At 65.6% G+C, this 20063-nt stretch carries 19 protein-coding genes; 11 read left to right on the top strand and 8 right to left on the bottom strand.

The window, feature by feature from the left end; all coding sequences use genetic code 11:
- Positions 1-170: 170 nt before the first annotated feature.
- From acnB to HV701_RS20430, 3 genes are all read right to left on the bottom strand, one after another.
- On the bottom strand, positions 171-2762 hold the full coding sequence (gene acnB / locus HV701_RS20440; RefSeq protein ID WP_175134839.1) for a bifunctional aconitate hydratase 2/2-methylisocitrate dehydratase: 2592 nt from the start codon (positions 2760-2762) through the stop codon (positions 171-173).
- Between the two features lie 281 nt (positions 2763-3043).
- Positions 3044-3892 carry an FxLYD domain-containing protein gene (locus HV701_RS20435; protein WP_244957931.1) on the bottom strand — a complete coding sequence of 283 codons (849 nt, stop codon included), beginning with the start codon at positions 3890-3892 and terminating at the stop codon, positions 3044-3046.
- 46 nt (positions 3893-3938) lie between these two features.
- Positions 3939-4862, bottom strand: a complete 924-nt coding sequence (locus HV701_RS20430) for an FxLYD domain-containing protein (protein WP_236755991.1) — start codon at positions 4860-4862, stop codon at positions 3939-3941.
- Positions 4863-5081: 219 nt separating this feature from the next.
- Between HV701_RS20430 and HV701_RS20425 the strand changes: the two genes are divergently transcribed.
- The gene (locus tag HV701_RS20425; RefSeq protein WP_175134837.1) at positions 5082-5846 is read left to right on the top strand and encodes a TSUP family transporter; all 765 of its coding nucleotides are present in this window, start codon (positions 5082-5084) and stop codon (positions 5844-5846) included.
- Positions 5847-5878: 32 nt separating this feature from the next.
- Here the strand turns inward: HV701_RS20425 and HV701_RS20420 are convergent, their stop codons facing one another.
- Complete coding sequence (locus tag HV701_RS20420; RefSeq protein ID WP_175134836.1) at positions 5879-6319, bottom strand: CBS domain-containing protein; 441 nt, start codon at positions 6317-6319, stop codon at positions 5879-5881.
- 173 nt (positions 6320-6492) lie between these two features.
- On the opposite strand from HV701_RS20420, the gene HV701_RS20415 reads away from it, so the two are divergent.
- The 5 genes from HV701_RS20415 (at position 6493) to HV701_RS20395 (ending at position 10394) form a co-directional block, all read left to right on the top strand.
- Positions 6493-6738, top strand: a complete 246-nt coding sequence (locus HV701_RS20415) for a helix-turn-helix domain-containing protein (protein ID WP_338077772.1) — start codon at positions 6493-6495, stop codon at positions 6736-6738.
- Positions 6739-6793: 55 nt separating this feature from the next.
- The gene (locus HV701_RS20410) at positions 6794-7504 is read left to right on the top strand and encodes a glutathione S-transferase (protein WP_175134835.1); all 711 of its coding nucleotides are present in this window, start codon (positions 6794-6796) and stop codon (positions 7502-7504) included.
- A 465-nt stretch (positions 7505-7969) separates the two neighbouring features.
- Positions 7970-9439, top strand: coding sequence for a methyl-accepting chemotaxis protein (locus HV701_RS20405; RefSeq protein WP_175134834.1), 1470 nt, complete (start codon positions 7970-7972; stop codon positions 9437-9439).
- A gap of 109 nt (positions 9440-9548) precedes the next feature.
- The gene (locus HV701_RS20400) at positions 9549-9770 is read left to right on the top strand and encodes a DUF1653 domain-containing protein (RefSeq protein WP_175134833.1); all 222 of its coding nucleotides are present in this window, start codon (positions 9549-9551) and stop codon (positions 9768-9770) included.
- Positions 9771-9776: 6 nt separating this feature from the next.
- A complete protein-coding gene (locus tag HV701_RS20395) occupies positions 9777-10394 on the top strand; it encodes a 3'-5' exonuclease (protein ID WP_175134832.1) in 618 nt (205 codons plus the stop codon).
- A gap of 3 nt (positions 10395-10397) precedes the next feature.
- Here the strand turns inward: HV701_RS20395 and HV701_RS20390 are convergent, their stop codons facing one another.
- The gene (locus tag HV701_RS20390; RefSeq protein ID WP_175134831.1) at positions 10398-10688 is read right to left on the bottom strand and encodes an antibiotic biosynthesis monooxygenase family protein; all 291 of its coding nucleotides are present in this window, start codon (positions 10686-10688) and stop codon (positions 10398-10400) included.
- Positions 10689-10740: 52 nt separating this feature from the next.
- Between HV701_RS20390 and HV701_RS20385 the strand changes: the two genes are divergently transcribed.
- The 3 genes from HV701_RS20385 to HV701_RS20375 all read left to right on the top strand — a co-directional run bounded on the left by HV701_RS20385 (position 10741) and on the right by HV701_RS20375 (position 12801).
- Positions 10741-11199 (top strand): hypothetical protein, encoded by a 459-nt coding sequence (locus tag HV701_RS20385; RefSeq protein ID WP_175134830.1) that lies wholly within the window; start codon positions 10741-10743, stop codon positions 11197-11199.
- A 391-nt stretch (positions 11200-11590) separates the two neighbouring features.
- Positions 11591-12058 (top strand): hypothetical protein, encoded by a 468-nt coding sequence (locus HV701_RS20380; RefSeq protein WP_175134829.1) that lies wholly within the window; start codon positions 11591-11593, stop codon positions 12056-12058.
- Between the two features lie 47 nt (positions 12059-12105).
- Positions 12106-12801: a hypothetical protein gene (locus HV701_RS20375; RefSeq protein WP_175134828.1), complete on the top strand. Its 696-nt coding sequence runs from the start codon at positions 12106-12108 to the stop codon at positions 12799-12801.
- An 18-nt stretch (positions 12802-12819) separates the two neighbouring features.
- Here HV701_RS20375 and HV701_RS20370 read toward each other — a convergent pair whose 3' ends face one another.
- Entirely contained in the window at positions 12820-15246 is a 2427-nt protein-coding gene (locus HV701_RS20370) for a DUF3772 domain-containing protein (RefSeq protein WP_175134827.1), read from the bottom strand.
- A gap of 88 nt (positions 15247-15334) precedes the next feature.
- Entirely contained in the window at positions 15335-16240 is a 906-nt protein-coding gene (locus HV701_RS20365; RefSeq protein WP_175134826.1) for a LysR family transcriptional regulator, read from the bottom strand.
- Between the two features lie 239 nt (positions 16241-16479).
- On the opposite strand from HV701_RS20365, the gene HV701_RS20360 reads away from it, so the two are divergent.
- The gene (locus HV701_RS20360) at positions 16480-17997 is read left to right on the top strand and encodes an acetyl-CoA hydrolase/transferase family protein (RefSeq protein WP_175134825.1); all 1518 of its coding nucleotides are present in this window, start codon (positions 16480-16482) and stop codon (positions 17995-17997) included.
- 41 nt (positions 17998-18038) lie between these two features.
- Here HV701_RS20360 and HV701_RS20355 read toward each other — a convergent pair whose 3' ends face one another.
- Positions 18039-18977 (bottom strand): LysR substrate-binding domain-containing protein, encoded by a 939-nt coding sequence (locus HV701_RS20355; RefSeq protein ID WP_175134824.1) that lies wholly within the window; start codon positions 18975-18977, stop codon positions 18039-18041.
- 181 nt (positions 18978-19158) lie between these two features.
- Here HV701_RS20355 and HV701_RS26860 point away from each other — a divergent pair, with 181 nt between their 5' ends.
- Positions 19159-19509: a hypothetical protein gene (locus HV701_RS26860; RefSeq protein ID WP_236755993.1), complete on the top strand. Its 351-nt coding sequence runs from the start codon at positions 19159-19161 to the stop codon at positions 19507-19509.
- Positions 19510-20063 lie beyond the last annotated feature (554 nt).

Raw genomic sequence — 20063 nt, 5'->3', positions numbered from 1 at the left:
GCAGTGATTGTATAAAAACGTATCGCTGCAGAAGTTCCGCCCCCCAATTTCGGACCTCGGGCAGGGGGAACGGTCCGATCCACGTCCTGGCGTGGCCTGCGTGCGCGCCAAAGAAAAACGGCCCCGGATCGCTCCGGGGCCGTGTCACAGGCGTGCCTGCGTGGCGAGGCTTACACCTCGATCACGTCCGCCACGTCCTTGTAGTCGGCGATCTTGTCGAAGTTCAGGTACTGGTAGATCTGGTCGCCGCTCTTGTTGATGACGCCCATGTCGGCCATGTACTCGTCCTTGGTCGGGATACGGCCCAGCTTCGAGCAGATCGCGGCCAGTTCGGCCGAACCCAGGTACACGTTGGTGTTCTTGCCCAGGCGGTTCGGGAAGTTGCGGGTGCTGGTGGACATCACCGTGGCGCCTTCGCGGACCTGCGCCTGGTTGCCCATGCACAGCGAGCAGCCCGGCATTTCGGTGCGGGCGCCAGCCGTGCCGAACACGCCGTAATGGCCTTCTTCGGTCAGTTGCGTGGCATCCATCTTGGTGGGCGGGGCCACCCACAGCTTGACCGGGATGTCGCGCTTGCCTTCGAGCAGCTTGGAGGCCGCGCGGAAGTGGCCGATGTTGGTCATGCAGCTGCCGATGAACACTTCGTCGATCTTGGCGCCGGCGACTTCCGACAGCGTCTTGACGTCGTCCGGGTCGTTCGGGCAGGCCACGATGGGCTCGTGCACGTCGGCCAGGTCGATCTCGATGACGGCGGCGTATTCGGCGTCGGCGTCCGGCTCCAGCAGTTGGGGGTTGGCCAGCCAGGCTTCCATCGCCTTGATGCGGCGGCCCAGCGTGCGCTCATCTTCGTAGCCGTTGGCGATCATCCACTTGAGCATCACGATGTTGCTGTTGATGTACTCGATGATCGGTTCCTTGTTCAGGCGCACCGAGCAGCCGGCGGCCGAACGTTCCGCCGAGGCGTCCGACAGTTCGAAGGCTTGTTCGACCTTCAGGTCGGGCAGGCCTTCGATTTCGAGGATGCGGCCCGAGAAGATGTTCTTCTTGCCTTGCTTGGCGACCGTCAGCAGGCCCTGCTTGATGGCGTACAGCGGGATGGCATTGACCAGGTCGCGCAGGGTGACGCCGGGCTGCAGCTTGCCCTTGAAGCGCACCAGCACCGACTCCGGCATGTCCAGCGGCATCACGCCGGTGGCGGCGGCGAAGGCGACCAGGCCCGAGCCAGCCGGGAACGAGATGCCGATGGGGAAGCGGGTGTGCGAATCGCCGCCGGTGCCGACGGTGTCGGGCAGCAGCATGCGGTTGAGCCAGGAGTGGATCACGCCGTCGCCCGGACGCAGCGAGACGCCGCCGCGGGTGCTGATGAACTCGGGCAGCGTGTGGTGCGTCTTGACGTCCACGGGCTTGGGGTAGGCGGCGGTGTGGCAGAACGACTGCATCACCAGGTCGGCCGAGAAGCCCAGGCAAGCCAGGTCCTTGAGTTCGTCGCGGGTCATGGGGCCGGTGGTGTCCTGGCTGCCGACCGAGGTCATCTTCGGTTCGCAGTAGGTGCCCGGGCGGATGCCGCGGCCTTCCGGCAGGCCGCAGGCGCGGCCGACCATCTTCTGGGCCAGCGAGAAACCCTTGCCGGTGTCGGCCGGGTCCTTGGGCAGGCGGAACAGCGTCGAAGGCGGCAGGCCCAGCGCTTCGCGCGCCTTGGCGGTCAGGCCGCGGCCGATGATCAGCGGAATGCGGCCACCGGCGCGCACTTCGTCGAACAGCACGTCCGACTTCACCTGGAATTCGGCGATCACTTCGCCGTTCTTGAGGGCTTTGCCTTCGTAGGGGCGCAGTTCGACCACGTCGCCCATTTCCATCTTGGAAACGTCGAGTTCGATCGGCAGGGCGCCGGCGTCTTCCATGGTGTTGTAGAAGATCGGGGCGATCTTGTTGCCCAGGCACACGCCGCCGAAGCGCTTGTTCGGCACGAAGGGGATGTCTTCGCCGGTGAACCACAGCACCGAGTTGGTGGCCGACTTGCGCGAGGAGCCGGTGCCGACCACGTCGCCGACGTAGGCGACCAGGTGGCCCTTTTCCTTCAGCGATTCGATGAACTTCACGGGGCCGCGCTTGCCGTCTTCTTCCGGTTGGAAGGCGGCGCCGTCACGCTTGTTCTTGAGCATCGCCAGGGCGTGCATCGGGATGTCGGGACGGGTGGTGGCGTCCGGGGCCGGCGACAGGTCGTCGGTGTTGGTTTCGCCGGGCACCTTGAAGACCGTGATGGTCAGGCTTTCGGGCAGTTCGGGACGGCTGGTGAACCATTCGGCGTCGGCCCAGCTCTGCATCACGGACTTGGCGTTGGCGTTGCCCTTGTCGGCCTTTTCCTTGACGTCGTGGAAGGCGTCGAACATCAGCAGGGTCTTTTTCAGGGCGTCGGCGGCGATCGTGCCGATTTCCTGGTCGTCGAGCAGTTGGATCAGCGGGCCAATGTTGTAGCCGCCCAGCATGGTGCCGAGCAGTTCGGTCGCCTTGGCGCGGCTGATCAGGGCACAAGCCTCGCTGCCCAGGGCCACGGCGGCCAGATACGAGGCCTTGACCTTGGCGGCGTCGTCCACGCCGGCCGGAACACGGTGGGTCAGCAACTCGACCAGGTTCTGCTCTTCGCCGGCGGGCGGGTTCTTCAGCAGTTCGATCAGTTCAGCGGTTTGTTTTGCCGTCAGGGGCAGCGGGGGGATCCCCAGGGCCGCGCGTTCGGCAACGTGTTGGCGGTAAGTATCCAGCATGTGAGGCCTGCTCAAAGTCGGGTTGGAAGAAGGGGTGTGGCCGGAATTGTAGAGGGAAGAGGGCGCCCCTAGCAAATGTCTTATATCTTATATAAGACTTGTGTCGATAGGCGTTGCCTGCGGGCCACGGCCCCGGGCGGGCCAGGGCGGGAGGCGGTGGCATGACCGGCGTGAAAACCAGGTCGGACTGGGGCGGGAACGCCCGGAATGGGCGGCGTGGCGGCAGACGGGCGCGGCCGCCATCAAGGGGGCGCCCGGTGCGGCGGCCTGTCGCCGCAGCGTCAGTTGGCCTTGGCGTCGTACACCACGCCCACGCGGGCGAAGTTGGCGCCGTACTGTTTGATGTCCAGTTGGAAAGGCGCGCTTTCGCCCGGCTTGAGCCTGGGCAGGCGCAGCTCCGAATAGCGCGCGCCGGTCAGCTTGTCCTGGGCGTCATAGAGGCTGACCCACACCTTGACGTTGTCGATCTCGGCGCTGTCGTCGTTGCGTACCCGGCCATGCACCGTGACGTACTTGTAGCGGTAGCGATAGGTGAAATTCAGGGTGCCGGTGCCGATGCCGGCCTCGGTGTTCTCGACGCGGATGTCCAGCTTGGGGCGGCTGCCGGGCAAGGGGGCGCGCTTGGCCGGCTTCCAGTCGGTTTTGATCTCGGAATAACGCTCGAAATTCTCGCCGTTCAGCATCACCGGAATGCGCTCGCCGGGGTAGAGCATGGCGGGCAGCGACCATTCCTGGCGCAGCCGCAGGCGGCGCGAGCCGTCGAATACCGCGATTTCCATGCCGGGCGACAGCGCCACGTACTGGTCGCTGCGGTTGACCACTTCGGCCAGCAGCAGCGGGCGTTCGATTTCGTTGAGCAGGCGGCGCGGCGGCGACAGGCTCAGCGACGCCGGGTCGAACAGGGCGAAGTCCGGATCCAGCAGTTCGGCCGTGGTCAGCCGCACGTGGTCGATGACGCGCGGATTGGCGGGACTGACACGGACAATGCGGCTGACCGGCGTGCTGGCGGCCACAGCGGCGGTGGCCGGCGCTGGCGCGGCTTCGGCTTCGGCCGCTTTGGGCGCGTCCCAGGGCAGCAGGCCGTTGTACTTGGCCAGGGCATAGCCGCCGGCGGCGAGGATGATCAGCACCAGCCCGGCGCGGGCGGACCGCGACAGGGGCCGCGCGGGGGAATGGTCAGCCTTCACTTTGCACCATGTAATCGTAGGACCCGACCTTGCCTTCGGTCAGCATGTCGCAGCGCACGTCGAACGAGGTCAGCGCGCCGGGCGCGAGCGGGCTGGCCGAGCCGTAGCCATTGCCCGTGCCGACCAGCTTGCCGTCTTCGTCGTACAGCATCACCGTCACCTGCGTGCTGCTGGCGGCGGTGCCGCCCTGGTTGCGCAGCAGGCCCACCAGGCGATAGGCGCCGTCGTTGCGCACCAGCTGTACCTTGTCGGCGGCGACGTCGCGGGCGTGGCCGCGCGCGAGCGAGGGCGTGGCCGGCGTCAGGGTGTAGCGGCTGTAGGCGGTATCCGGCAAGGAAATCGTCACCGGGGTGTATTCACCGGGCAGCAGGGTACGCGCCAGCGGCGAACCCGAGGCGGAAGTCAGCGTCAGCTCGCCCTGGTAGAACGTGGCTGTGACGCGCGGCGCCTCGATTTTCCTGCCGGTCTCGTTACGCATCAGCATCACCAGTTGGCCGCGGCCGTGGGCGCGCACTTCCTGCACATCGGTCAGCTTGACCAGCGCGGCATCGATCGGCGGCGGCGCGGCGCGCGACGGCGGGCGGCTGGACGAGCCAGTGTTGAACAACGACGCCGTCAGCGGCACCAGGATCGCCGCCAGCACCGCCAGCGCGATCGCGACCACCGCGCCCGGCTGCAGCCTGGCGGCGGGTGCCGGCTGCTGCATGCCACGCAGGATCTTCTCCAGCCGCTGGGCGACGTTGTCCTCGACCAGGGTCACGGCGTGGCAATGGCTGCACTGGTATTCGTTGGTATCGAGTTTGGTGAACTGGGCGCTGCCGCAAGTCGAGCAGGTCAGGGTCACCGTATTGATCGTGGTCTGTTTGGGCGTCATGCTGGGGGAGGGCACGGCCTGGCCGGGTGCGGCGGGCATACTGGGCGGCAAGGATAGCGGCCGGGCGCGGGCGGCGGGGTGCATGAGCGCATCTGGTTATTACAAAATGTATAAAGGCGCCAGGTCGCCTCCCGCCCCGGTGCTATGATCGCCGCCGTCGAATGCCCTCTTGAATACGCCGTTTCCGCAGTCGTTCCGCTCCAGGCCGCGATCCTTCGCGGCGGGGCCGAGCCGAGGCAGGTCTGGCTCCGCCCCAGCATGAGCATCCTCCAACACGCGTTGTTTCTCGCCTGCGTGGCGCTGGCGACCTACGCCCAGACCATGACGGGCTTCGCCTTCGGCCTGGTGCTGCTGGGGTTGTCCGGGGTGTTCCAGTTGGCGTCGGTGTCCGAGGTGGCCAATGTGGTCAGCGTGCTGTCGCTGGTCAATGCCATGGTCACGCTGGCGCGTGCCCGGCCCCAGGTCAACTGGCCGTTGATGGCGCCAGCGCTGGCCAGCAGCCTGGCGGGTGTGGCGTTGGGCGTGGCCGCGCTGGCCTGGATCAGCGGCGCCATGGCCGTGTTGCTGCAATTGCTGCTTGGCGTCACCATCATGGCCTGCGCCGTATTGCTGGTGGCGCGCACCCAGCCTCTGGCGCATCTGTCGTCACGCGGGTCTTTCCTGTTCTTCGGCGGGGTGTCGGGCGTGCTGGGCGGACTGTTTTCAAGCGCCGGGCCGCCGATGGTCTATCACCTGTACCGTCAGCCGCTGCCGCTGGCGTCGATCCGCAACAGCCTGCTGGTGTTGTTCTCCTTGAACGCCGTGGTGCGTCTGACGCTGGTGACGGGGCAAGGGGCTTTCAAGGCAACCTCGTTCTGGCTGAGCCTGCAGGCCCTGCCGGTGGTGATTGGCGTCACGTGGGCTGCGCGCCGCTATGCCACTGCCGGGTCGATGAAGACCGTCAAGCGAATGGTGTTCGTGCTGCTGCTGGCGGCTGGCCTGGGATTGGTGGTGCCGGCGTCGCGCCTGCTCGCGGCCGGGTAGCGGCGAGGCGCGACGTCAACCGGCAGGGGCGCTCAGCCGTGCTCGCCGGAAATGTAGCGTTCGAGTTCGGTAATGATGAACTTCTGTTCGCTCATGACGTCCTTGACCAGGTCGCCGATGGACACCAGGCCGACCAGCTTCTTATCCTGGATCACCGGCAGGTGGCGGAAGTGGCGCTCGGTCATCAGCGCCATACAGTGTTCGCGAGTGTCCTCCGGACGCACGTAGAAAACCGACTCGGTCATGATTTCGCGGACCTTGGTGGTGCGCGATGAACGGTCCTGCAAGACGATCTTGCGGGCGTAGTCGCGCTCGGTGAGCATGCCCAGCACCTCGTCGCCCTCGGCCACCACCACGGCGCCGATGCTGCGTTCCGCCATGGTCTTGATGGCGTCGTACACGGACGAGTCCGGCGTGACGGTCACGACGGGCGGATTGGCCTTTTCCCTGAGAATCTCAGCAACTTTCTTCACGATGTGCTCCCGAATCGCTGGCAAGGTTCAAGCGCCGGCCCGAACCCGCGCCGTACGCCTGTCGGCGGTGCACGGTCTGACCGTGGCTCCATCCTAAGCCCGGCGACGGGATTGCCGCAAGTTCGTGGATCATCAAGACAGCCGCGGCGCTTCGTTCCCGCGCCGGCGTCGGGATGGGGCGGCGCCAGCGGGAAGGCGCCTTCTGCCTGGCGACGGGCAGGTCGCCCATGGCATTCCAGCGCCAATTGCGTTTGGAATATGGCAGTTGGCTATTGCTTAATACTGCCTGCAGCATTACGCAAATCGCGCTGGACTGCGGATTTGCCGATGGCGCATTTTTCACACGATTTCCACGCGCACTTCGGGCAATTCCCGCGCCAGTATCAGCAAAGCCATGGGCGGCAGGCAGCGCGCAATGACGGCGAGATCGGCGTCTTTCCCGCGTAGCCGCCCTGGCGCCACCAGGAGAGCGGCATGACCTATGACCTTTGGTATTGGGATGGCATCCCCGGGCGCGGCGAATTCGTGCGTCTGGCGTTGGAGGCGGGCGGCATCGCGTACCGTGAATGCGCACGGGAACCGGGTATTGGCGAAGACGCGCTGGTCAAGGACATGCTGTCCGAGCGCAAGCATCCGCCATTTGCGCCGCCTTATCTGGTGGCAGGGAAAATGGTCCTGGCGCAAACCGCCAATATTCTGCTGTTTCTCGGCGAAAAGCATGGCCTGGCGCCCGCCGGGGCCGCGGAGCGGCTATGGGTCAATCAACTGCAACTGACCATCGCCGACATGGTGACCGAGGCGCACGATACCCATCATCCCATCTCCGCCAGTGATTATTACGAAGACCAGAAGAAAGAAGCGGCGCGCCGCGCGCGCGGCTTCCGGGATGAGCGGATTCCGAAATTCCTGGGATATTTCGAGCGCGTGCTGGCCGGCGCCGACGCCTGGTTGGCCGCTGGCGAACGCTGGAGTTATGCCGATCTGTCGTTGTTTTACCTGATCGATGGCTTGCTCCATGCATTCCCGCGCCGCATGTGCTCCGTGGCAGCGCAGTTCCCCAAGGTGATGGCATTGCACCGCCGGGTGGCGCATTTGCCGGAACTGCAGTCGTATTTTTCAAGCGGCAGGCGCCTGCCATTTGCCGACGGTATTTTTCGCCATTATCCCGAGCTGGATGGCGAATAGCCGGGCGTGTGCGCGATCCGGCGCATATTCCGGCGGGGGTTCTGATAATAAGGGCCGCTTCCCGGCAAGCACGATTATCGGCAGCCTTTCTGGCGGAAAATGGAGGCCGAGTGCGTATTAACCCTGATTTTCGCCATGAAGCGGACTTTATGTCGCTGTTGACTAATGCCTGAAACGCCATTGCGCAAAACCTATTCCGCTATTTTTTTTGAGAAGCGCATACGGAAAATATTGAGGGCGGCTCATTTTTGGGATTAAATAATTTCGACTGGATACATTTTTGTTCCTTCGCAATTGTTGCCCCGCCGTCGCCACAGCGGTGACGGACTCGCAGGCAACGCGTGCATGCGGCGTGGCATGCACGGCCTGATCTCCAGGACGCGCCAGCAGTCTGCTTCAGATAAGCCAACTGGTTTCTTTATCGGTTTCAGCAAATTCGTCCCATTCCCTGCGGGAGACGTCAACATGCAATGGCTTACCCTCAAACGCCTGCTGCGCGGCGAGCGCGGCATGCAGAAAGCGGATCTATACGGACAGATAGCGGCCATCCACAAGGCGCAAGCCGTGATCGAATTCGATCTCGAAGGCCATGTCCTGATGGCCAACCAGAATTTCCTCGACACCATGGGCTACGAACTGGACGAGGTGCTGGGGCAGCACCACCGCATGTTCGTGGTGCCGGAAGAACGCGAGTCCGCCGGCTACCTGGCCTTCTGGGAAAAGCTGGGCCAGGGCGCGCATGACACAGGGCGTTATCGCCGCATGCGCAAGGACGGCAGCGACGTCTGGCTGCAGGCCAGCTATAACCCGATTTTCGACAAGCACGGGCGCGCCTTCAAGGTGGTCAAGTACGCCACCGACATTACCGAACAGCAGCAGCGCCAGGCCGACACCGAAGGTCAGCTGGAAGCCATCTCCAAGGTGCAGGCGATTATCGAGTTCGAGCTCGATGGCACCATCATCCGTGCCAACGACCTGTTCCTGAAAGCGGTGGGATATAGCGAAGCTGAGATCCGCGGACGGCACCACAGCATGTTCGTGTTGCCCGAAGAAGCGCGCAGCGCGGCTTATGCGGAGTTCTGGCGCAAACTGCGCAGCGGCGAGCACGACACCGGCCAGTATCTTCGCATCGGCAAGAATGGCCGTCATGTCTGGATCGAGGCCAGCTACAACCCGATTTTCGACGCCGAGGGCCGGCCATTCAAAGTGGTGAAGTTCGCCACCGACATTACCAGGCGTTTTACTGCCGCCCAGACCCTGCGGGTGGCGGTGCAGGGCCTGACGGAAAACGCCGAGCGCGCCGGACAGGCCAATACCCTGGCGCAGGATGCCTGTCGCGTCGCCGAAGAGGGCGGCAAGACGGTGCGGGATGTGGTGCGCACCATGGGTGCGATCACCGACAGTTCCAAGCGCATTTCCGAGATCATCGGCGTGATGGACGGTATCGCTTTCCAGACCAATATCCTGGCCTTGAATGCCGCGGTCGAGGCGGCCCGCGCCGGTTCGCACGGCAAGGGTTTTGCGGTCGTGGCGGCGGAAGTGCGCAGCCTGGCGCAGAACAGCGCCGCCGCGGCCAAGGAAATCAAAGGCCTGATCACGACATCGGTCGAGCAGATCGAGAGCGGCGCCGGCCAGGTGCAGTCGGCCGGCGTCACCATGGAGGATATCGTGGCCTCGTCGCGCCGCGTCACCGAGATCATGGGCGAGGTGGTGGAGGTCTCGCTGGCGCAGTCCGGCAAGCTCGGCGAGGTGACTGAGGACATCACCCAGATGACCGCCGAAGCCGCCGCTGCCTTGCAGGCCGCCCACCAATCGCATCAAGCCGCGCCGGTGCTGCGGCCGGCGGTCAAGCCGGTGGCGCCGTCGGTGCGGGCGCGGGCGGCGGCCAATACGCCCATGCCTGCCAAGCCGGTACTGGAGTACGTGCGCTATTGAAGGCCGGGCGGCGCGTGCCGCCCGAGTGCGCTATAAATAGGGTCTTGTAGAACCCGTCGGCCCGGGCCGGAACCCACCGCCCCGGGCCGCGCTTTTCGTGGCTCCTCTCATGACCGAATCCGACGCCCTGGCGCTCGCCACCCATCGCCATTACAAGGGCGGTCTGTACCGCTATATCGACACGGCCCGCCATTCCGAGACCGAAGCGCCCATGGTGGTCTATGAGCATCTGTGGCCGCATGCCCGCGGCCTGTGGGTGCGGCCCGCCGAGTTGTTCTTCGGCCAACTGGCCGATGGCTCGCCGCGCTTTGCCGCGCTGCGGCCGGCTTGACGCATCATGGCTTTTTATTACCGTCGTACCCGCCCGGCTGCTGGAGCGACCGGGCTGGCTGGTGGCGCGGCCAAATCCTCGGCCGCCCTGTCGGCGGCGCTGGCCGCGCTGCGTGGCCCGTTCGTGGTGGCCGACCTGGAAACCACCGGGCTCTCGACCGCATCGTGCGAGATCCTGGAGTTCGCGGCGGTGCGGGTCGGGCCGGAGGGCGCGGCGCAGCGGGAGTATGCGCAGGTGGTGCGCACGCGCGCCGCCGTGCCGCCTTTCATCACCCGCCTGACCGGCATCACGCAGGCCGAGGTGGATCGTCAGGGTGTGCCCGTGGCGCAGGCATTCGCGGCCTTCCTGGATTTTGTCGAAGACCTGCCGGTGTTTTTCCACAATGCCTCGTTCGACCGCCGATTCCTGGCCGCGGCCGCATCTCAGACCGGCCTGCCGTTCGCCAATGCCACGCATTGCACACTGGCGCTGGCCCGGCGCGCCTGGCCGGAATTGCCGTCGCACAAACTCGACATCCTGGCGCGGCACGTGGGGGCCAGCGAGCCTACCCACCGCGCCCTGGCAGACGTGCGCACCACCGTGGCGGTGGCGCTGGCGGCCGGATCACGGCTGGCGCCGGCCTGAGCGTCAGAGCACTTTCTGCTCATGGTGCACTTGGGGCGGCTCGACGAAGAAGCCCGCCACCAACTTGCGCCATTCCTGAAAATCGACAGATTCCCGGAAATCCACCATATGGTTTTCGACGGTTTCCCAATCCACCACCAGGGTGTAGCGTTGCGGCTGCTCGATGCTGCGGTACAGCTCCATGCCGTGGCAGCCGCGGGCCCGCAGGAACAGCGGCCTGGCCTGGGCCACGCCAGCCTCGAACAGGGCTTCCTGTCCTTCGCGCACGTGGATGCTGGCAATCTCCTGGATCATGATCCTGTCTCCGGATGAAAGGGCCGGGCGGGAGCCGGCCGGGCGGAGTAGTATGGCGCAAAAATTCGTCACGATGAATCCATCTGTCTCGACCCTGCCGCGTTTTCTCGCTGCCCGCTTGCTGTGGTATGCGGGGGTTGCCGCGCTCGCCGTCATGGCTTTGGTGTCGCAGACCCAATTCAGCGTGACGGCCGTGCTGTCGGCCATTGCGATCTACATTCCCCTGTCCATGCTCGCCTTGCCGCTCGTCGCCTGGCTGGCGCTGCGCCGCGCCACGGGGCCTGCGCCCGTGAAGGCCGCGCCGGCGTGGCCTTGCTGGCTGGCGGCGGCAGTGGGGATGGCACTGCTGGCCGGCTACCACCTGTGGGCGTGGCTCGAACTGGCCGAGGGCGGCGTGTTGTTGCTGCTCGTCGCGGTGGATATCGCCCTGGCCCGGTGCGAGTCGGCGCGCCTGATCGCATACGCCGCGGCGCACCGTGCCACCAGGCCCGGCCTCCCGGGCTCATCCTGACAGTAAACCGAACGGCGGCCTGTCGAAGACCGCACGCCGTGCGTGCTAGGGAATGCGTGCGAGGGCATGCCGCATCCCCCCATCCTATGAGCTGAGATGCGCCGCAGCAATCGCGCCCGGCGCGGGCCAAGCCTCCGCCATACGCATGGCGCGGGCGCCGATATTCGCAGATTGCATGACATCTTTTACGTCTTCCTCCTCACTCCCTTGGGATCGGTCGCCCGTTTAACCGATACCGACGTCCTTAGTACGGCGCAATCATTCCGTACCAATACGAAAGTCCCAAACGCCACGTTGCCGTATGCGCGTACAGCGTCGGGGGGGTAGAGGTCCGCGCCGGTCGGCCACCGGTACCTGATCATCCGCATGCAGCGGATCGGGAGGAGCGCAAATGAAAAAGCTCGCAGCAGTCGCAACGTTGTCCCTCGTCGCGGTTTCCGCCTACGCGAGTGGACCGGGCCAGCCCGGCATGTCGGCGTCCGGCCATGTCGGTACCATCACGGGCACGGTCTCGTCGGTTTCCACGGGCACCTCCGTGGTCTCGACCCAGATCAACGGCTATGGCTCATCGAGCCAGACGTCGTTCGGCGAGACGGGCGGTGTCGCCACAGCGGGAGGATCGTTCAGTCCCGACGGCACCACCGCGGTCACCAGCACGCGGCAATACGCCACCAGTGAAAGCTACGGCCACATCACCGGCAATGCGCCGATCATGGTGGGCGACAGCATCGCCAACGGCGGCGCCACGTTCGGCAACACCACCACCAACGCATCGGCCACGGGCACGTTCAATGCCGGTGCGATCGGGGCGACCGCGTCGATCCACGGCGTCGGTCCCGTGGGCGGTTTCGGTCACTGAGCAGCACGCAATCCGGACGGCTTCGGCCGTCCGGTCGAGAGGACATCATGAAAACCCTTGCGCTTGCCTTAACCCTGTCGCTGGTGGCCTTCTCCGCCGGCGCCCAGACCAGCACTTCTTCCTCGACCACTGCGGCGACATCAGGCTCGACCAACGCCGGCAACAATCAGGGCATCACGTTCAATTCCAACAGCAACGGTTCGAGCACCCTGCGGACCGCGCCGCCGATTGGCGCGCAGAGTTTCTATGGCTCGTTCTCGTCCGACAGCTGCATGGTGTCGGCTGGCGGCGGAGGTTCCGTGGTCGGGTTCGGCATGAACGTGGCCTTCCCGGTCGAAGACCAGAAGTGCAGCCTGCGCCGCAACTTTGAACGCACCATGCAGGCGGCCGCCTCCACCAAGGATCCGGATCGCTCGCGCCGCCTCGAGACTGCGGCGGTCGACATCCTCTGCCAGACCGATGACCGGACCAAGGCTGCGCTGACCGCGCAGGGACTGTGCACCAATCCTTCGCTGACGACCGCTGACCACCGGTTCGAGAGTCCCAACTCGAACGTCGCCCAGGCCGCGCCCGCGCCGGGGCCAAACCAGGCGCAATACGCACCGGCGCCGGCCATGGCGTCCGGACCCCTTGCGCAGACTTATCCGGTCCTGTCCGTGCAAAACACCATGGTGAATTCGCCGCCGCTGCGCAATCCGCGCATGGACAGTCAGCGCCTGGCGGACTTCTACTCGCCGGGTTGACGAGCGTGGCCCCGGCTCTCAGGGCGCGGCGACGGGCGTGGCCGCGGCGCCCGGCCCCTCGGCGGCATCCGGGCGCATTAACGCCGCCGCCTGCGGGGCCGATGCCAGTAACATCGTGGGTGGCGCCGATACCGCCAACCCGGCCTCCTGCAGCCGCTGCAGTACGGTGAAAAGCAGTGCGCTACGCACGCCGTAGGCCGAGCGTGGCGACGAGACATAGCCCTTGGCGTTGAACACCAGATTGCCGGCCTCGATCCCATCGAGGAATACATTGGGCGGCGGCGAATCGAGCACATCCTCATGGTCGGCGAATGCCTGCAGGATCAGCTCGCGCACCCGCTGGGCGTCGGTCGACAGCGGCAATGGCAGCTTGATCTGCACCAGCCCCAAGGGATTTGAGCGCGTGACGTTGCGCACCGTCTTGGTGACGAATTCCGAATTCGGAACGATCACCGTCGAGCGATCGCCCATCTGGATCTCCGTAGCCCGCACATTGATGCGCAGGATGTCGCCCTCGACGCCGCCCAGCGAGACCCAGTCGCCCACTTTGACGGGGCGTTCGGCCAGCAGGATCAGGCCCGACACGAAATTCTGCACCACCGCCTGCAGACCGAAACCGATGCCCACCGACAGTGCGCTGGCGATCCACGCCACCCGTTCCAGACCGATGCCCGCGGCCGACAGCGACAGCGCGATCGCCAGGACGAACCCCGCGTAGCCGAACAGCGTTGCCGCCGACAACTGCATGCCCGGATCCAGCTCGGTGGTGGGCAGGTAGCGGTTGGCCAGCCAGCGCTTGAGCATCTTCACGCTCAACAGCGACAGGCTCAGCACCAGCAGCGCCTGCAGCACCGCGCCCGGCCGGATCTGCGCCTCACCGATGGCCAGGCCCTTGCGCAACTGGTCGAAGCGCTGCACCAGGTCCATCGGCCCTTCGCCGAACGGCGCCAGCAACAGGATCAGCGCCAGCAGTCCCACCGCCACCCGGCCCACGCCCGACAGCAGCACCGCCGCCTGATCGCGCAGGCTGGTGCCCTCGCCATCATCACGGTGCGAGGTGCCGAGCAAAGTGCTGAACCCATCTTCGATCAGCAGCGACAGCAGATAGGCCGATGCCAGGATGATCAGTACCCACAGCACCTGCTTGGCCAGGAAACTGCCGAATGCCACGTAACCGGCCAGCAGACTGGCCAGGCTGATGGCCAGTACGGTGCCGGCGGCGGTCAGCAGCAACGAGACCCAGAAGGGCGTGGGGGCGGCGTCCTGTTGCTGCGCCAGGCGGCGCAGCCGGCGGCCGATCGACAACGCCACCGCCATCGTCGCCATGACGAGCACCGCGGCGATGCCGGTCAGGGTGATGGTGGTGGTCAGGCTGACGTTCAGCAGCACCGGCAGGCGTTCGGCCAGCCAGATCATCACGACCAGCACACCCAGTACCCCCGGCAGCCAGCGCAGGCGTTGCGCCACCATGTCGGAGACCGGAGGCAGGCGCCAGGATGGCCGGTTGGCCGAAAGCAGGGCGTAGCCCAGCCCTGACACATACCCCCCGAAACAGACTGTCGCAACCAGATTGGCCAACAGCGTGCCGCTGTTGTCCGACAGTTGCGAATTCCAGTCCAGGCCAATATGCAACAGCAGGGCGATGACCCCCGGCGTGGCCACCGCCAGCGCCAGCAGCGCGACCGCCAGGAACGAACGCCGCAGGCGTCCCGGCGGTACCCGCGTGGCGGTGATGCGCAAGAGCATGCGCCCGATCCAGATACGCAGGGCGATCGCCAGCGCGGCTGCCGTGGCCAGCAGCACCCAGCCCCACCTCGGCGTCTGGCCGACCGCGGTCGCCAGATCGTCGCGCAATGCCAGCAACCGTTCCAGGTCGCGCGGAAATTCCTGGCGGAATTCGGTCCAGAACTGGGCCGACAGGAACGAGTCGCGGCGCTCGCCCAGCCGTGCCTGGAATTGGGTGCGGCGCTGGGCCGCGATCTGCTCCACGGCCTGGGCCGCATCCACGGACAGCAGCCGGGCCAGCTTGATCTGCGCATCCAGGGCGCGGCTGCTCTTGTCCAGTTGCATGCGCTGGGCCGCGACGTCGGGCGCCTCCTTGGCGCCGTCGGGCGGAGTGCCCAACTCGCTCAGGCGCGCCGTCACGCTGGTCAACTGCGGCGTGAGCGCATCGGCGGCGGCGTCGGCCTTGGATTGAATGTCGAGCGCATCGCCGCGCTGCTTGAGCAGCTCGGCGTCATCGGTCTCGTCGGGGATGCGCTTGCGGATGTCATCGAGCTGTTTGCGGGCGGCGACCAGCATGGCGTCGGTCTCGCCGGGCGTGGCGGGCGTGGCGGCAAACGCGGGCGCCAGGCACAGTGCCAGCAGCAGGGCGGCGATCAGGGCGACGAAAGCGCGGGCGCGGGGGGCGACGCGCAGGCGCGGATATGGCAGGTTCGGAGTCATGTTTCTTAGGCGATCGAATCGCTTTGAGGCGGCAGCATAGCAAGCCGTTGCCCGCTTCGTTGCAACAAAAACTCCGCTGTGTCCCCCCTTAGTTGCGGCGGCTGGCGCGAGGCCCGCCCAGCACCGCATCGCACACCTCCAGCCAGGCGCGGGCGGCGTACGACAAGTAACCGGATTGCTGCCAGATATGGCCGACCTCCCATTGCAGCCCGGATTTGGCCAGCCGGGCGGTACTCAATCCGCGGGTCTTCATGCGGCGCATCAGGGGCTCGGGCAGCAAGGCCGCGCCCAGGCCGGCCGAGGCCATCGCGACCAGGAAGTCCCAATGCGCGCTCTGGGCCGCGATGCCGGGCTGCAAGCCCGCGTCGGCAAAGGCCTGGCGCAGCCGCCGGGTCATGGCGAAGTCATCGGTGGGAATCAGCAGGCGGGTGTCGCGCAGTGCGCTCAAAGGCAGTGAGGTCTTACCGGCCCAGGACGCGTCCGGCGGTCCGATCACCCAGATCGGATAGCTGCCGAATGCCCGCGCGGCCAGGCCGCTGTCGGCCGCGATCGGCAGGATGGTCGCGCCCACTTCCAGTTCTCCTCCCGCCACCAGGTCTTCCACCGCGCGGCCGGTGCCCTCGCGCAAGGTGAGGTGGATGCCGGGATGCAACTCGCGAAAGCGCTTGACCACGGGCGTGAACAGCAGGTTGATCATGGGCGGAATGCCGACTTCGAGAGCGCCGCGTTGCAGCTCGGCGGTCTGGCGCATTTCCTCGCCTAGCTGGCGCATGGTCTCCAGCACTTGCAGGCCACGCTGGTACATCACGCGCCCCGTATCGGTGGGCCGCGCGGTGTGGCCGTCCCGTATCAGCAGCGGCGTACCCGCCTCTTCCTCAAGCTGGCGGATCATCTTGCTGACGGTCGACTGGGTGACGAACAGGGCCTTGGCCGCCTGCGTGAAGCTGGCATGCCGCACCGTTTCGACGAAATATCGCAGAGCGCGCACGTCCAAGATGATCCCCCGTCCAAAAAGCGGAATGTTCAAGTAATGAAAAAAACGACTTATTTGGATGATTTTAAGTCATTACGAGATTTGGCCTGCGCTTCCTATACTGCGGGAAATTCGACCCGGAGCAGGCCGGCAAGGCGCGCTTCGGACGTCACGAAACGCCGCGCTAGACGGCGCCTGGACGTCGGCGGCATACCGTCGCGTCCAGCCGCGAGCCGCCGGCTTTTGAATCTGGAGACACCATGCATACCGACCGTATCCGCCACCCCGGGCTACGTGCCAAGATCACGACCGCGCAACAGGCGGCCCTGCTGGTCGAAGACGGCATGACCGTGGGCATGAGCGGTTTCACGCGTGCCGGCGATTGCAAGTCGGTGCCCGCGGCGCTGGCCGCGCGCGCCGAGCGCGAACCGCTTGCCATCACGCTGATCACCGGCGCCTCGCTGGGGCACGACACCGACAAGATGCTGGCGCAGGCCAATGCGCTCGCTCGCCGCATGCCGTTCCAGGTTGACACCACCCTGCGCCGCAAGATCAACCAGGGCGAGGTTGCCTTCATCGACCAGCACCTGTCGGAGACCGCCGAGCAACTGCGCGCCGGCCACATCGGCCCGGTCGACGTGGCCATCATCGAGGCCGCCGCCATCACCGAAACCGGCGCCATTGTGCCCACCATGTCGGTGGGCAACTCCGCGTCGTTCGCGCAGCAGGCTCAGCGCATCATCATCGAGCTGAACCTCGGTGTCCCGGCCGCCATCGAAGGCCTGCACGACATCTACGTTCCCACTGACAGGCCTCGGCGCGAGCCGATCGGCCTGGTCTCGGTCGACCAACGCATCGGTCAGCCCTGCATCGAGGTCGATCCTGACAGGATCGCCGCCATCGTCATCACGCACGAGCCGGATAGCCCCTCCAATGCCCTGCCGCCGGATGCCGAAACCAGCGCCATTGCGGCCCACATCAACACCTTCCTGCGCGCGGAGGTCGCCGCCGGCCGCCTGGACAGTACGCTGTTGCCGCTGCAGGCCGGCATCGGCACCATTGCCAATGCCGTGTTGCATGGCTTCGAGTCGTCGGAGTTCGAAGGCCTGACGATGTATTCGGAAGTGCTGCAGGACAGCGCCATCGAATTGCTGGACCAAGGCAAGTTGGCGTTCGCCTCGGCCTCGTCCATTACCGTTTCCCGGCCGGTCTATGAAAAGATCCTGGCCAATATCGAGCATTACCGTGAACGCATCGTGCTGCGTCCGCAAGAGATCAGCAACGCGCCGGAGATCGTGCGCCGCCTTGGCATCATTGCGATCAACACCGCGCTGGAATTCGACATCTACGGCAACGTCAATTCGACCCATGTCGGCGGTACCCACATGATGAATGGCATCGGCGGTTCGGGTGACTTCGCCCGCAATGCCCATCTGGCGATCTTCGTGTCCAAGTCCATGGCCAAGAACGGTGATATTTCCAGTGTCGTGCCGATGGTCTCGCATGTCGATCACACGGAACACGACGTCGACGTGTTGGTGACCGAATGCGGCCTGGCCGATCTGCGCGGCCTGGCGCCGCGCGAGCGCGCCCGCGCCATCATCCAGCATTGCGTCCATCCCTCTTACCGCGATGCGTTGCAGGACTATTTCGATCGCGCCTGCGAACGTGGGGGCCAGACGCCGCACCTGCTGGAAGAGGCCTTTTCCTGGCACCAGCGCTTCAATCAGGCCGACTCCATGCGCGCGACGCCGCCCGCGGCCCGCAAAGTCGCCTGAACGCGACTACCGCCGGCGGTCCGGAGACCGCTGGCGCCGCGCTACACCTGCTTTGGCGGCGCTGTTCCGTGTTCAGCGCTGGACTCAAGGCCGTTGCCGCATCGCTCCAGTTCGTCGCGCAACCACTGCTTCAAGGCGACCAGCGGTTCCCAATCACGCAGGCTGGGGCGGTAGACCAGGTGATAGGTCTGGGCCTGTTCGTAGTGCACGGTCACAGGCGACACCTGCACCAGGCGCCCCGCGTTGATCGCATCGGCGGCCAGCAGCTCGCGTCCCAGGGTGATGCCCAAGCCCTGTTCCGCCGCCTGCAGCATCATGCCGGCATCATTGAACGTGGCCACGGGCGTGACCGGCACGCTCAGGCCGGCGCCGTTGAACCAGTGTTGCCACATCTCGCGCTCACCCAGCAGCGGTTGGCGCGCGAGCGTCTCGGGCGTGTTGTCGGGTAGCGCCGCGGCGGTCTCCGGCGAAGCCAGCACAATCAACGGCAACGGCAGATCGAACAGCGGTTCCGACGCCACACCGGGCCAGGGGCCGCGGCCGAACCGCAGCGCGGCGTGAAAGCCATCGCGCAACAAATCCACGACGTTTTGCGAGGTCTCGATCTCCAACGAGAGTTCCGGATGGCGCTTGTGCCAGCGCGCCATGCGCGGCAACAGCCAGCGTTGTGCGAACGACGGCAGCACCGAGACGCGCAAGCGCTGCGCGCTGCCGCTGGCGGCGGCAGCCGCCGCCATCACCCCCTCGTCCAGCAGCGCCATCGCGCTCTGCACGCTGCACAACAGGGCCGCGCCCGCGGCGTTGAGCACGATGCCGCGTCCACTGCGATCGAACAGCGCAAAGCCGAGTTGTTCTTCCAGGCCCTTGATCTGTTGGCTGACGGCGCTATGGGTCAGGTGCAGGCGATCGGCGGCGGCACGCAGGTTTTGCAGTTCGGCGACGACACGGAACGCGGGCAGGGTATTAAGGGGCAGGCGCATGCGTAGGATAAGAAATTGGCTGCTGCGGTCGGTGGGAGCGCTTCGGCACGGCGGCGGGGAAGGGCAAGGGAGAAGATTGATTGGTTAGTTTATCTGAACGATATGGGTAAAACAATTCGATTTTCTGCGCAGGTTTGGGCGAATAAGCTTACCGGAACGAATGATCCCAAGGAGCCTGCCCATGTCCCCGCAAACCTGTTTCCAGGCATCGCCATCCGCGGCCCCAGCCTCGCCGCCGACCGGGCCATCCTTGGCGTCTGTGGTCGTCGGTCTGAGTGCATCAGCAGTCTCCCGCGACATTGGCACGCCATCGAAGGCCATGGTGCCCGCGCCCTCGGCGCCGGGCGGAATCCTGCTCCGGCTATGGCGTCGCTATCGCCAACGGCGCGCCCACGCCGTGTTGCGCAACCTGGCCGAGGAAATGGACCCGCATATGCTGGCTGATATCGGGGCGCCGCAATGGCTGGTCAACCAGAGCACGGCGAACCGGGCGTTGACGCGCAGGGTGGGAGTGGAATACCTGCGCTGGTAGCCGGGACGCGCGCGGCTGACTGCCGCACCGGCTGGCCGTCGGCGTCAGGGCGGCCTGCCAGCGGTATGACAGATGCTCGCCTGGATGCTCTCTCTATCTATATATATAGACAGCTTCTATATATAGACAGCTGGCGAAAGGACCGCTGCCCGCGTCGGCGCCAACCGCTTGCTCATCCGCGGTAGCGTCCGAAGCCATCAGTCAGAATGATTCCAGCGCGACGGCCTGCCGTGCTGGAATCCTCTTTCTGCAAAATGCGTGTCATGCTGGCGTGACAAGCCGAAATTCTGTGCTATAGTCTCGCTCCTTCGCAGTTCAAGCAGTTTTGTTGAGCGGCGAGGGCAGGCAAGTGCAACGGATCCGAAGGCTACGGCAAGCGGGTTTGTCGCGGGGCGGCAAGGCGGTGGGTCAGTGATGATTCTCTCGAACCGGCGGTCAGCGAATTTTGCGTAAGTCGGTGCAAATCAGGCAGAAGCCAGTTGCACGATCTGCAAAAATTGTGCTATAGTCTTGGGCTTGGCTGGTGACGGCGAATCAGGGTTTACCCGGTAGGG

Origin of the sequence: Achromobacter pulmonis (genome assembly GCF_902859765.1) — a bacterium.
Taxonomy (GTDB): Bacteria; Pseudomonadota; Gammaproteobacteria; order Burkholderiales; family Burkholderiaceae_B; genus Achromobacter; species Achromobacter pulmonis.
The sequence above is the reverse complement of the archived record's forward strand: the minus strand, read 5'-3'. Positions and strand labels throughout refer to the sequence as shown.